Origin of the sequence: Duganella sacchari, from assembly GCF_900143065.1 — a bacterium.
GTDB lineage: Bacteria > Pseudomonadota > Gammaproteobacteria > Burkholderiales > Burkholderiaceae_D > Rugamonas > Rugamonas sacchari.
Window position 1 is genome coordinate 237,282 of sequence record NZ_FRCX01000005.1, and the last position, 13,478, is coordinate 250,759.

11 protein-coding genes are annotated in these 13,478 nt (G+C 63.4%); 4 read left to right on the forward strand and 7 right to left on the reverse strand.

The window, feature by feature from the left end:
- Nucleotides 1-31 precede the first annotated feature (31 nt).
- Nucleotides 32-427, reverse strand: coding sequence for a response regulator (locus BUA36_RS12615; RefSeq protein ID WP_072784985.1), 396 nt, complete (start codon nt 425-427; stop codon nt 32-34).
- 232 nt (nt 428-659) lie between these two features.
- On the opposite strand from BUA36_RS12615, the gene BUA36_RS12620 reads away from it, so the two are divergent.
- Both BUA36_RS12620 and BUA36_RS12625 read left to right on the forward strand, forming a co-directional pair.
- Nucleotides 660-1,910, forward strand: a complete 1,251-nt coding sequence (locus BUA36_RS12620; protein WP_167544287.1) for a sensor histidine kinase — start codon at nt 660-662, stop codon at nt 1,908-1,910.
- Nucleotides 1,911-1,947: 37 nt separating this feature from the next.
- Entirely contained in the window at nt 1,948-4,923 is a 2,976-nt protein-coding gene (locus BUA36_RS12625; protein WP_072784989.1) for a sensor histidine kinase, read from the forward strand.
- On the opposite strand, the gene BUA36_RS12630 is transcribed toward BUA36_RS12625, so the two are convergent.
- Both BUA36_RS12630 and metE read right to left on the reverse strand, forming a co-directional pair.
- Nucleotides 4,895-5,677, reverse strand: coding sequence for a CPBP family intramembrane glutamic endopeptidase (locus BUA36_RS12630; protein ID WP_072784992.1), 783 nt, complete (start codon nt 5,675-5,677; stop codon nt 4,895-4,897). The two genes, BUA36_RS12625 and BUA36_RS12630, sit on opposite strands and share 29 nt — an antisense overlap.
- 78 nt (nt 5,678-5,755) lie before the next feature.
- Nucleotides 5,756-8,050, reverse strand: coding sequence for a 5-methyltetrahydropteroyltriglutamate--homocysteine S-methyltransferase (gene metE, locus BUA36_RS12635; protein ID WP_072785469.1), 2,295 nt, complete (start codon nt 8,048-8,050; stop codon nt 5,756-5,758).
- 99 nt (nt 8,051-8,149) lie between these two features.
- Between metE and BUA36_RS12640 the strand changes: the two genes are divergently transcribed.
- Nucleotides 8,150-9,046: a LysR family transcriptional regulator gene (locus BUA36_RS12640; protein ID WP_072784994.1), complete on the forward strand. Its 897-nt coding sequence runs from the start codon at nt 8,150-8,152 to the stop codon at nt 9,044-9,046.
- Nucleotides 9,047-9,148: 102 nt separating this feature from the next.
- Nucleotides 9,149-9,544 carry a DUF4430 domain-containing protein gene (locus tag BUA36_RS12645; protein WP_072784996.1) on the forward strand — a complete coding sequence of 132 codons (396 nt, stop codon included), beginning with the start codon at nt 9,149-9,151 and terminating at the stop codon, nt 9,542-9,544.
- On the opposite strand, the gene mmsB is transcribed toward BUA36_RS12645, so the two are convergent.
- From mmsB to BUA36_RS12665, 4 genes are read right to left on the reverse strand one after another with little or no spacing between them, the layout of a single operon-like run.
- Entirely contained in the window at nt 9,539-10,426 is an 888-nt protein-coding gene (mmsB, locus tag BUA36_RS12650) for a 3-hydroxyisobutyrate dehydrogenase (protein ID WP_072784998.1), read from the reverse strand. The two genes, BUA36_RS12645 and mmsB, sit on opposite strands and share 6 nt — an antisense overlap.
- Before the next feature lie 15 nt (nt 10,427-10,441).
- Nucleotides 10,442-11,533 (reverse strand): enoyl-CoA hydratase/isomerase family protein, encoded by a 1,092-nt coding sequence (locus tag BUA36_RS12655; protein ID WP_139260555.1) that lies wholly within the window; start codon nt 11,531-11,533, stop codon nt 10,442-10,444.
- Between the two features lies 1 nt (nt 11,534).
- A complete protein-coding gene (locus tag BUA36_RS12660; RefSeq protein WP_072785003.1) occupies nt 11,535-12,320 on the reverse strand; it encodes an enoyl-CoA hydratase in 786 nt (261 codons plus the stop codon).
- On the reverse strand, nt 12,317-13,477 hold the full coding sequence (locus tag BUA36_RS12665) for an acyl-CoA dehydrogenase family protein (protein ID WP_072785005.1): 1,161 nt from the start codon (nt 13,475-13,477) through the stop codon (nt 12,317-12,319). The genes BUA36_RS12660 and BUA36_RS12665 overlap by 4 nt, the downstream gene beginning before the upstream one ends.
- Nucleotide 13,478: the final 1 nt, after the last annotated feature.

Here is a 13,478-nt window from a genome sequence, read left to right on the forward strand (position 1 = left end):
TGTTTAATGAAACAAAGATAACGCTTATTGCTCAGATTACTGGGGATTTTGGGCGGGTGAGCGAGATTACTTCGAGCAGGCGCTCGATGTCCGCCGGTTTGGCGAGATGCTCGTCAAAGCCAGCGATGCTGGTCTGTTTGCGGGTGGTGGCGTCGTCCCACGCGGTGTAGGCCACCATGACGACGTCATCCATTTGGGGATATTGGCGTAGTTTTTTGACAACAGCATAACCGGTCACCTCGGGCATGCCCAGGTCGACCAGCATGACGTCCGGCTGGAAGTCGATGGCGGTTTCGATGCCGCCGGCGCCGCCATACGCTTTGGCGGTGACGTGACCGTACATCGACAGCAGATCGGCGATCAGGTCTACGGAGTCGACGTTGTCGTCGACAATCAGAATCTTTCTTGATGCGAGCTGCGAGGCCACGGCGGTTCCGGTCGTAGAAGCTAAAAAAATTCGGGCCTGTCGGTTCTGTGACAAACATGGCTGAGGTCATTATACGGACCAACTGGCAACGCTTGCTGTGATTTATGCAAGAGTGCGCGCCATGTCGCCAAGATGTTTCCAGCGCGGCGCGGCACTTGCATAAATGCAGCGTACAATCGATGGACTACCCATGTCATATTGCCGGCCGCCTCACAGAATGTGCACCCAGAGCATGACTTCCTTCTCCAGCATCGACCTCAGCGCTGAGCTGCATACCAGGAAATTGCGCGCGCCAGACTACCAGAGTGAAAACGAAGCGCTGGCCTGGCTCGCCGACACGCTGGCGGAACGCCCGGACCACATCGCCCAGGAACTGGCCAACACCGCCATGCGGCTGACGCAGGCCGGTTCCGCCGGCATCAGCATCGAAGAGGACTGCAACGGCGAGCACCAGTTCCGCTGGATCGCCACGGCGGGCGCACTGGAGCGCTATCTGAACGGCACCGTGCCCTACGATGTGAGTCCGTGCAGCCAGGTGGTCGAGCGCAATGCCGTGATCCTGCTGCACCGCCCGGCCACGCACTACCGCTATATCCGCGAGCTGGACCTGCCCGTGAAGGAGCTGCTGCTGGTGCCGTTCCACCGTGGCGGCCGCCCGGCCGGCACCGTGTGGGTGGTCAGCCACGATGAACACAAGACCTTCGATGCCGAAGACTTGCGCCAGGTGCTCAGCATCACCAAGTTTGCCGCCATCGCCACGCAGACCGTCGGCGTGGTCAATGGCCTGCGCGACGAGGACCAGCGCAAGGACCATTTTCTCGCCGCGCTGTCGCATGAGATGCGCAACCCGCTGTCGGCCATCACCGCGTCCACCGAACTGCTCAAGCACCTGAGCGCGGCGACGCCGGCCTACCGCAAGCCCATCGACTGCATCGAACGGCAGTTGGCGCAGCTGCTTGCGCTGGTCAACGACCTGACCGACATCTCCAGCATCAAGAGCGGCCATGTCACGCTGCACCGGGAGGCGCTGGTGCTGCAGGATATCGTCACCCGCGCGCTGGACAGCTGCGGCGCGGCGCTGCGCGACAAACAGCATCGCCTGATCGTCGACATGCCCGAGACGCCGATCCGGCTCGAAGGCGACGGCACCAAACTGACGCAGGTGCTGGTTAACCTGCTCAACAACGCGGTCAAGTACACCCCCAACGGCGGCCTGATTACGCTGGAGGCGCGCCAGCTGGCGCAGCGCGTCTCGCTCAAGGTCAGCGATTCCGGCATCGGCATTCCGGCCGAACTGCTGCCGCGCATCTTCGACATGTTCATGCAAGTGGCGCTGAGCGACCGGCCACGCTACAGCGGCATGGGCGTGGGACTGGCGCTGGTGTACCAGTTCGTCCAGCTGCACCACGGTACGGTCACGGCGCACAGCGCGGGCGCGAACCTGGGCAGCACCTTCACTGTGGAATTGCCCCATCAGCTATAGTGCTGCTTTCCCCATAACGGCAGACTGCAACTAGCTGATGATTATTGCTCACATCAGGCGGCTCACTTTGATGGTGCTGCTGCTGGCCAGCGCGCTGGCGGCAGCGGCGCCCGCCATGCCCTTGCTATCGGACTTCAACCACAAGGCATGGGGCGTGCTCGATGGCGCGCCGGTCGATGTGATGAAGTTTGCCCAGACCACGGACGGCTGGCTGTGGATCGCCACCCCCACCGGCCTGTGGCGCTACGACGGCGTGCGCTTTGAGCGCGTGGACTCGGTGTACGGCCATCCACTGCAGTCCAACATCCTGATCGGCCTGGCGGCCACGCCGGATGGAGCGCTGCTGGTCGGCTATCAGCTGGGCGGCGTCAGCGTGTTCCGCAAAGGCTACACGCGCACCTATACCGAGGCCGATGGCCTGCCAAACGGTATCGTCTATCACATCGAGCCCGCGCCGGACGGCTCGGTATGGGTCGGCACCCGCAGCGGCGCCGCGCGCCTGCTGCCCGGCGGCGGCAAGGTCGAGCAGCTGGGCGCCAATGTGGGCCTGCCCGAGCTCTCGGTATTCCAGATTCTGTTCAGCCGCAATGGCACGCAATGGATCGCCACCATCGAGGGCATGTACTACCGCCGTCCGGGCGCAAGCAATTTCACGCCCGCGTGGCCGCACACGCAGCTGTACGCCATGGGCGAGGCGCCGGACGGCACCATCTGGGCCTGCGATCCGCACAATGACTACTACCGCGTCAGCACCAGCCAGCCGGGCAAGGCCAGTGCAAGCGCCAGGCCGGAACTCAAAGGGCGTGGCATGCGCTTCGACCGCGATGGCGTGATGTGGCTGCTGCTGAATGAGGGGATAGAACGCAAGCTGGACTTCGGCCCCTCCTCGCCGGCGCAAAAACTCACGCCGCAGAATGGCTTGAGCGGCAGCACGCCGGGAGCGATCTTTCAGGACCGCGAAGGCAGCATCTGGATCGGCACGGCCACCGGCGTGGACCGGCTGCGGCCCAACCGGCTCAAGCCCGTGCTGCCCGAGCTGCAGCTCGAAGGCCCGGCCATGCTGCATGGCCCGGCCGGTGAACTGTGGATCGGCGATATCTGGAATGGCCTGCGCAGCGTGAATCCGGATGGCACATCGCGGCTGGTGGAGAACGGCCGGATCGGCGCCAGCCATTGGGCGGGCGACGGCACGCTGTGGTACTCATGGAACAAGGCGCTGCGCCACCGCACGCTCGATGGCAAGGTCACAGCCATTGCGCCGCCGGACGGTTTCAAGAACCGCTTGATGCACGCCATCCAGTCCACCCGTCACGGCGATGTCTGGGTGTCCTACCATGGCCGCGACCTGTTCAAGGTCGTCAACGGCGTGTGGATACGGGACGGCGGCCTGCAAGGCATGCCACGGGAAATGACCACGTCGATGGCCATGGACGCGCAAGGCACGGTGTGGCTGGGCCACGCCAACAATACGATTAGCCTGGTCAGCGAGCAGGAACAGGGCAGCACGCTGAAACGGCTGGACGGCAGCAATGGCCTGGGTGCGGGCATCATCATGCAGCTGTACCGCGACGGCAATGCCATGTGGGTGGGCGGCGAGCGTGGCGTCTATCTGTATCGCGACGGCCGGTTTGCCGCGCTCGAAGGCAAGAACAACGAGGTATTCCGTGGTGTCTCCGGCATCGTCCGGCTGCCGGATGGCGAATTGTGGCTGCACGGCGCGGACGGCATCTACCGCATCAACGCCGGAGCGGTTGCCGCGTGGCTGCAGGACAGCCGCACGGCCGTGGACTTTGAGCGCTTCGACGCACTGGATGGCTTGCGCGGCCACGCGCAGCAACTGCCGTCGAATCCCTCGCTGATGCGTACGCGGGATGGCCAGCTCTGGTTCACCACCGACTACACTGTGGCCAGCATCGATCCGTCGCATGTGCGGCGCAACCCGGTGCCGCCGCCGGTATATATCCGCGGGGCGGAATCGGGTGGCAAGAAATTCCTGGTCGATGATGTGAAAGCGCTGGTACTGCCCAAGGGCAGCAAGCAGCTGACCATCTCCTTTACCGCGCTAAGCCTGTCGATACCGGAACGCGTACGTTTCCAGTACCGGCTGGTGGGCCTGGAAGATCAATGGGAGGAACCGGTCGGGCGCCGGGAGGCGTATTACACCAATCTGCCGCCGGGGAACTATCGCTTTGAAGTCATCGCGGCCAACGAGGATGGCGTCTGGAACACGCAGGGCGCGGCGCTGGATATCAGCATTCCGCCGACGTTTGTGCAAACGCCGTGGTTCATGCTGCTGGTGGCGCTGGGCATCGCCTTGCTGGGATACGCCGCCTATCAGCTGCGCGTGCGCGTCATCAAGCGCCGCATGCAGGAGACCTTCTGGGCGCGTATGGCGGAGCGCTCGCGCATCGCCCGCGCCTTGCACGATACGCTGCTGCAAAGCGTGCAAGGCCTCATCATGACCTTCCAGAGCTTCGCCAACAAATACGAACCCGGATCGCGCGAACGCGAACGCATGGAGAAGTCGCTGGATATGGCGGAGCAGTTGCTGACACAGGGACGCGACCAGATCATGGACCTGCGCGCCTCGTCATCGTCCGATGATCTGGGTTTGACGCTGGGAGAATTTGGCAAGGGCCAGGCCGAACATGGCGCGCACGCGTTCAGCGTCAGGATCACCGGCACGCCTTGCCGCCTGCGGTCCAAGGCGTATGAAGAGATTTATGCCATCGGTCGGGAAGCGCTGTTCAATGCCGCGCGCTACGCGGAAGCCGACAACATCTGGCTGGAGCTGCATTACACCCCTCGCCTGTTCACGCTGAAAGTCAAAGACAACGGGCGCGGCCTCGATCACCAGACGCTGTCCAGCGGACAGAGTCCCGGCCACTGGGGCCTGGTGGGCATGCGCGAACGGGCCGAGTCGATGAAGGCCCAGCTCTCCATACTCAGCCAGCCCGGGGAGGGAACAGAAGTGGTGCTGACCGTCAAAGCCCGGAACGCATACGAGGGCTGACGGGCAATGCGGGTTGTCCATGCATGCGGCGCAGCAGATAGAGGCCGTACAGGCACAGTGGCAGCACCGCGATCAAGGCGGCAAACGGCAGTATGGAACCCTCGCCGTCGGCTGCAGCGGCCAGCATGGAGGTCATGAGCGAGAAGTCCCACAGCGCATGCACCACCGTCATCGGCCAGATGGAACGGGTACGCAAGCGGATCGCCGCATAGCCCACACCTTGCAGACCGGCGGCCAGTGATTGCCACAGCGCGCCGCTGATATCGCCGGAGGCGAATCCGTTTGCCGCATGCACGATGCCGAATACGGCAGAAGAAATCAGCACGGCCGGCCACACAGTCAACCGGTCCAGGAAGCCCTGCAGCAGTAAGGCGCGGAACATCAGTTCTTCGGACAGCGCCACCAGCAGCGTATTACAGGCCACCACCAGCACTACACCGCGCGGCGGCATCCCGCCGGCCCAGGCCAGGAACAGCATCAGCAAGGAGTACAGCAACGGCAGCCAGACCAGCCGTGCGGATTGCAGCGGCTGCGGCGCCTGCACGCCGGCGCCACGGCGATCATCGGCAAGAAATACCAGCGCGGCCGCAAACAGCGCGGCGACAGCCCACGACCAGCCGATGCTGCCGCCCGCCGCATCCGCCAGCGACTGCGCCTGACCGCCAGACTCCAGCCAGCGGCCGCCCAAGGTCAACATCAGCCAGACGGCCAGTGCGGCCAAGGACAAAGGCAAGGTGATATGCAGTCGCTTCATTCGTCAAGCCGCAAGGGGCGGTGGCCGTCAATCAGCCGATTATACGTGACTGCGCCCCTTGCTGCGCCTGGGCTGCACTCAGGCAGCGGCCTGGCGCAAGGCTTTGGCGGCGGCCACCATATTGGTCAGTGCCGGGATCACTTCCGCCCATTGACGGGTTTTCAGGCCGCAGTCCGGGTTGACCCACAGACGTTCCGCCGGCACGCGCTCGGCCGCCTTTTTCATCAGCTGCACGATGTGCTCCTGGGTCGGGATGTTGGGCGAGTGGATGTCGTAGACGCCAGGGCCGATCTCGTTCGGGTACTTGAAGTTGTCGAAGGCGTCAAGCAGCTCCATGTCCGAGCGCGAGGTTTCAATCGTAATCACGTCCGCATCCATGTCGGCGATCGACGCGATGATGTCGTTGAACTCCGAGTAGCACATATGGGTGTGAATCTGGGTCTGGTCCTGCACGCCGTTGGCGGTGATGCGGAACGACTCGACGGCCCAGTCCAGATACTCCTGCCATTGCGACTTGCGCAGCGGCAGGCCTTCACGCAGCGCGGCCTCGTCGATCTGGATCACGCGGACGCCGGCCTGCTCCAGGTCCAGCACTTCTGCGCGGATCGCCAGCGCCAGCTGCTTGCACGACACCGAACGTGGCTGGTCGTCGCGCACGAAGGACCAGTTCAGAATCGTTACAGGACCGGTCAGCATGCCTTTCATCGGTTTGCTGGTCAGCGACTGCGCGTAGCTGATCCACTCCACCGTCATCGCTTGCGGGCGGCTGATGTCGCCGAACAGGATCGGCGGTTTGACGCAGCGCGAACCATAGGACTGCACCCAGCCGAACTGGCTGAAGGCATAGCCTTCCAGCTGTTCGCCGAAGTATTCGACCATGTCGTTGCGCTCTGCTTCACCGTGCACCAGCACGTCCAGGCCCAGCGCCTCCTGCTCACGCACGCTGCGGCCGATTTCCGCCTGCATCGCGGCTTTGTAGCCTGCGTCATCCAGCTTGCCGGCCTTGAACTCGCTGCGGGCATGGCGGATCTCGGCGGTCTGCGGGAAGGAGCCGATGGTGGTGGTTGGATAGGCCGGCAGTTTCAGCAGCGCGGACTGCTCGCCAGCGCGTTTCCAATAGCTGCTCTTGCGGGCGCCCAGCTTGGCATCGATGGCGGCAACGGCCTGCTGCACGGCCGGGTTGTTGACGCGCGGCGAAGCGCGGCGCGCGGCCAGTGCGGCCTGGTTCGCGTCCAGCGAGGCCTTCACGGCGTCGCGGCCATTGCGCAGCGCTTGCGCCAGCACGTGCAGTTCTTCCAGCTTTTGCAGCGCGAAGGCCAGCCACGATTTGATTTCCGTATCCAGTTTCTGTTCGCTGTTCAGGTCCACCGGCACGTGCAGCAGCGAGCACGATGGCGCGATCCACAGGCGGTCGCCGAGACGCTCGGCCAGCGGCTCCAGCCAGTCCAGCACCTTGACCAGATCAGTCTTCCAGATGTTACGGCCGTTGATGACGCCCAGCGACAGCACCTTGTGGTCCGGCAGGAGATTCAGCAGCGGACGCACGTCGTCCTGGCCGTTGATCGCATCCACGTGCACCCCGGCGACTGGCAGGTTGGCCAGCAGGTAGAGGTTTTCCTGCAGCTGTCCGAAATAGGTCGCGACCAGGATCTTGACGCGGCAAGGCTTCAGCTGATGGTAGGACAGGTTGAAAGCGTGCTGCCAGTCCGTATCCAGTTCGGTGACGAGGATAGGCTCATCGATCTGCACCCACTCCACGCCCTGCTCCGCCAGCGTATCCAGCAGCTGCGAATACACCGCCAGCAGCGATGGCAGCAAGGCCAGCTTGTCGGAATCGTCCTTGGCTTTGCCCAGCGCCAGATACGTCACCGGACCAACCAGCACCGGCTTGGCCTTGACGCCTTGCGCTTTGGCTTCCGCCAGTTGCGCCAGCAGGCGCGAGGCATCCAGCTTGAATTCTGTGGTGGCGGTGAACTCCGGCACGATGTAGTGGTAGTTGGTGTCGAACCATTTGGTCATTTCGCCAGCGGCCACGCCGCCGCAGCAGGCATGATGTTCGTCAGCGCCTTGCGCCGACCGGCCGCGCGCCACGCGGAAGTAGTTATCCAGCTGGTCGCCGTGGAAGTCACGCACGCGCTCCGGCAGGTTCCCCAGCGTGAAGCTCATGTCCAGCACCTGATCGTAGAACGAGAAGTCGCCCACCGGCACCAGGTCGAGGCCCGACTGATGCTGCCAGTGACGCTGGCGCAGATCGGCGCCCACGGCCTGCAGCGCGCCGCGCGAGGATTCGCCTTTCCAGTAAGCCTCCTGCGCAAACTTCAATTCGCGCCTGGCGCCGATACGGGGAAAACCGAGGTTGTGGACGATGGTCATGATGTGCTCCAAAAGAATTCAATCCACGCATGGTAAATAACGCAATCAATGAAGTAAAATGGTCTTTTCTCACACATCCATGAGTAAAATTCATCGATCATGCTGGAACGCATCCACCTCGCCACCCTGCTGGAAGTTGAAAAACAGGGCTCACTGACCGCCGCCGCAGACGTTTTGCATGTCACCCAATCGGCGCTGAGCCATAGCATGAAGAAGCTGGAGCAGCAGCTGGGCACCGACATCTGGCTGCGCGAAGGCCGCAACCTGCGGCTGACGCAAGCGGGCCAGTACCTGCTGGCCTTGGCCCAGCGCATGCTGCCGCAACTGGAACTGGCCGAAGAGCGCCTGCGCCAGTTCGCCCAGGGCGAGCGCGGTACACTGCGCATCGGCATGGAGTGCCACCCGTGCTATCAATGGCTGTTGAAAATCGTCTCGCGCTACCTGGCCGCCTGGCCTCTGGTGGACGTGGACGTGAAGCAGAAATTCCAGTTTGGCGGCATCGGCGCGCTGTTCGGTTTCGAGATCGATCTGCTGGTGACGCCTGATCCGCTGCTCAAACCCGGCCTGCGTTTTGAGCCGGTCTTCGATTACGAGCAGGTGCTGGTGGTGCACAAGGACCACCCGTGGGCGAAGCAGGAGGAAGTGGCGCCCGAGCAGTTGAATGAAGAAACCCTCATCACCTACCCGGTGCCGGTGGAGCGGCTCGACATCTACAATATGTTCCTGCTGCCGGCCAGCGTGGCGCCGCGCAAGCACAAGACCATCGAGACCACCGACATCATGCTGCAAATGGTCGCCAGCGGCCGTGGTGTGACGGCGCTGCCCAAGTGGCTGGTGACAGACTACGCACCGCATCTGCAACTGCGCACCTTGCGACTGGGCCCCACCGGCATCCAGAAACACATCTACCTCGGCGCGCGCGAATCGGACTACAGCACCGACTATCTGCAGTCCTTCATCGAGTTCGCGCGCCAGGCCGACCGCTACCCTTTATAAACTGGGCAATGTGATAAAGAACGCATTTTTATCGCCATCTACCGGTGTACATTCAGGAAGATGCGGTTGTCACTACGCGCCTTTCACCTGAGGAGAACAGTCATGGCTAATGCGACCTTACAGATTCTGGATCAAAACGGCGGTGTGCTTTTTCAAGACGCCATCGCCTTCATACCAAATTCCAACGCGCAGCAATTTATGGAAGCTGCGGTCAACCAGGTTGCCAACGACCAGACGCTGACCTTCGGCGCCCAATATTACGGCACCTTCCAGGCCAGCCCGCTCGGCTACTTTATCAACATGATCAACGGGATCTACGACGCGCCCAACTCTGGCGCCTATTGGGAGTTTCTGTACAACGGCGAAGCTGCGTCGGCGGGGATTGATGCCGTCTTCCCCGCCGATGGCTCTGCCGTCGCTTTCCAGCAGACGCTATATGGTGCGTCCAGCAGTGCGCAACTGAAGATCAAGCACGCATTCCATCAGAAGCGCTCATGAGCGGTGATACAGGCGCAGGATGCTGGAGAAGTCATCCGCGCCGTTGCCGTTCTGCTGGTGTAGCTGATACAGCTGGCGTGCCAGGCTGCCCAGCGGCGTCGCCGTTTGCGCGGAGGCTGCGGCTTGCTGCGACAGGCCCAGGTCTTTCAGCATGAGCGAGGCGCCGAAGCCGCCGCTGTAGCCGCGCGACGCCGGCGCGTTCTCCATCACACCCGGCCACGGGTTGTACAGCTCCAGCGCCCAGTTGCGGCCGGAGCTCTTGGCCATGATGTCCGACAAGACTTTCGGATCGAGGCCATGCGCCACGCCCAGATTCAGGGCTTCCGCTGTCCCTGCCATCAATATACCCAGCAGCATGTTGTTGCAGATTTTTGCCACCTGCCCTGCACCGGCGCCGCCGGCATGGAAGATGTTCTTGCCCATGCTGCCCAGCACAGGACGGGCGCGGTCCAACGCCGCCGCATCCCCGCCGACGATAAAGGTCAGCGTGCCCGCTGCCGCGCCGGCCGTGCCGCCGGACACCGGCGCATCTATCATCGCCATGCCGGCAGTAGCGGCAGCGCTGGCCACTTCCCGCGCGACATCGGCGGAAATGGTGCTGCAATCGATCAGCAGGCTGCCGGACAAGGCGTTTTTGAGCACGCCGTTCTCGCCCAGATACAGTTCGCGGACATGGCGGTCGGCAGGCAGCATGGTGATGACGACATCCGCCTCACGTACGGCATCCGCCACCGACGAAGCAGCCCGCGCACCTGCACTGCTCAGGCTGTCCACGGCGGCGGCGGATAAGTCGAATACCGACAGGCGATAGCCGGCGCGTTGCAGATTGTGCGCCATTGGCGCGCCCATATTTCCCAGTCCGATAAAAGCGATGTGCTGCATGGTTGTCTCCTTTTTTTAGCGCAGATCGGCCAGTGGATGCTGCTGCCACGGCGATGCGAAATATTCTTCGATGTTTTTCAGTGGTGCCCATTTCGGCTGATTGTCTTTCTCAACCAGCAGCGCGCGTACCCCCTCGGCGAAATCTGCGTGGGCGCAGCAGTGCAATGCGACGACCAGCTCCATGCGGAACACGTCGCCCAGACTCAGATGCCGCGCGCGCCGCTGCAACTCCCACACCAGTGCAATCGACGACGGCGCCCCTTTGGCCAGCGCGGCCGCTGCGCGTTGCAGCCACACCGCATCGCCATCGTAAGTCTTGATGGCGGTGACGACGTCCTCCAGCTTGCGCGCGCAGGTGAGCGCGTTGATGATGTCGTAATGCCGGCGCACTTCAGACTCCGGCAACGCGTCCGCACTCAGGCTGGCGCGGCGCAGCACCTTGTCGGCGACGCTGTGTGCATCATCACGCCAATCGGCGTCACACAGCGCGGCGATAACCTCGTTGCGCTGCTCTTGCGCGATGAAGTAGTCGCCCAGCCCTGTGAACAGCGCGTCGTGTGCGTTCAGCGCGGCGCCAGTCAGGCCAAGGAACAGACCTGTGCGGCCGGGCATGCGCGGCAGGAACCAGCTGCCGCCCACATCCGGGAACAGGCCGATGGTAATTTCCGGCATGGCGATGCGCGTGGTCGGCGTCATCACGCGATGGCTGGCGCCCGCCAGCAGGCCAAGCCCGCCGCCCATGACAATCCCGCCGCCCCACACCACAATCGGCTTGGGATACACATGTATCAGATGGTCCAGCCGGTACTCTTCGCTAAAGAAGGCCAGCGCCTCCGGGTTCGGCATGGCCTGCGGCGCTTCCAGGATGGCATTGCGCAGGCTGCGCACGTCGCCGCCTGCGCAAAAAGCCTTGTCGGTGCTGGACTGCAGCACCACGCAAGCGATGGCCGGGTCGGAGGCCCAGTCGCGCAGGGCGATGTACAGCGTGCGTATCATGTCCAGCGTGAGCGCATGCAGGCTGGCCGGCGCATTCAGCGTCGCAATGCCGACGCGCAGACCACCGTTGCCGGCACGCTGTTCGAGTAGTACCGGAGCGTCAGGGTTCATGTCAGGCATTGCGCCACTCCGCAGTACGTTTTTCGAGGAAGGCCTGTACACCTTCTTTCTGGTCCTGCGTATCGAACAGGTCGACAAAGCGTTCGCGCTCCAGCGGCAGCATGTGCTGCGGCGGCAGCGTGCGTGCGCCATCGATGAGCGTCTTGCAGGCCGCGACGCTGCTCGGGCTCTGGCGCGCAGCTTTTTCTGCCAGGGCCAGTGCCGCTTCCAGTGCGCCGCCGCTGGCGACGACTTCTTCCACCAGGCCGATGGACAATGCGCGCTGAGCATCGATACGTTCGCCGCACAGGATCATGCGTTTGGCCCAGCCTTCGCCGACCAGCCAGGACAGGCGCTGGCTGCCGCCCGCGCATGGCAGCAGGCCGACCGTCGCTTCCGGCAGCGCCATCTGCGCATGCTCTTCGGCGATGCGGATGTCGCAGGCCAGCGCACATTCCAGGCCGCCACCCATGGCATAGCCGTTGATGGCGGCGATGCTGACGCCACGGAAGCCGGCCAGCGCTTCAAACGCCTGGCCGAAGCGCTGGGCCATGGCGCGCGCCACCGCCTTGTCACCGTCGGCAAACAATTTCAGATCCGCACCGGCAGAGAAGAATTTGCTGCCGCTGCCGGTAACCACCAACGCGTAGATATCGCGCTCGGCATTCAGGTCTGTCACCAGTTCGGCCAGTGCGGCCAGGCTGTCCAGCGTCCAGGTGTGCGCGGGTGGGTTGTCCAGCGTGATGATGGCGGTATGCTGGCGTCGTTCAACTTGCAGATTGGCGTAGCTTGATTTCATTTTAAAGTCTCCGTAGCGCCGTCGCGCAGGATAGCCCTGCCCACGATCACGCGCATGATTTCGTTGGTACCCTCAAGGATTTGATGCACCCGCGTGTCGCGCACATGGCGCTCCAGCGGATATTCGCGGATGTAGCCATAGCCACCGTGTAGCTGCAGCGCATCGTTGGCGACGTTGAAGCCGGTGTCGGTCGCGAAGCGTTTGGCCATGGCGCAGAACACGCTGGCGTCCGGATTTTCCTGGTCCAGCTTCCATGCCGCCAGCCGCACCATCTGGCGCGCGGCGACCAGTTCCGTCACCATGTCGGCCAGCTTGAACTGCAGCGCCTGGAACTGCGCCAGTTCGCGCCCGAACTGCGCGCGTTCTTTCATATGGTTGCCGGCGCGCGCCAGCGCCGCCTGCGCCGTACCGACCGAGCAGGCAGCGATGTTGATGCGGCCACCATCCAGCCCCTTCATGGCAATTGCAAAGCCCTGTCCTTCCTCGCCCAGGCGGTGACTCACCGGGACGGCGACGTGGTCGAAGTGAATGGTGCGGGTAGGCTGGCTTTTCCAGCCCATCTTCTCTTCGTTCTTGCCGAAACTGATGCCGGGCGTATCGGCGGGAACGGCCAGCGCGGAGATGCCGCCAGCGCCAGCTTCGCCGGTACGCGCCATCACCACCAGCAGATCCGTGCTGCCTGCGCCGGAGATGAAGGCCTTGCTGCCATTGATGATGTAATGGTCGCCCTGACGTTCAGCGCGTGTGCGCAGCGAAGCTGCATCCGATCCGGCCTGCGGCTCGGTGAGGCAATAGCTGGCCAATGCTTCCCCTGCGGCCAGCCGCGCCACCCATTGCCCGCACAGCGCCTGCGTACCCCAGCGTGACACCATCCAGGTTGCCATATTGTGGATCGACAGATAGGCCGCAGTGGAAGTGCAACCGCCTGCCAGTTCCTCGAAAATCACCGAGGCGTCCAGCCGTGTCAGGCCAAGGCCGCCGAAATGCTCCGGCGTGTACAGGCCGCAGAATCCCAGTTCGCCCGCCTTGGCCAGCGCCTCGCGCGAGAACACGCTTTCCGCATCCCAGCCGGCGGCATGCGGCGCCAGCTCGCCTTCGGCAAAGTCGCGCGCGGCTTGTTGAAACGCGCGCTGCTCGTCGTTGAGCGCGAAGTCCATG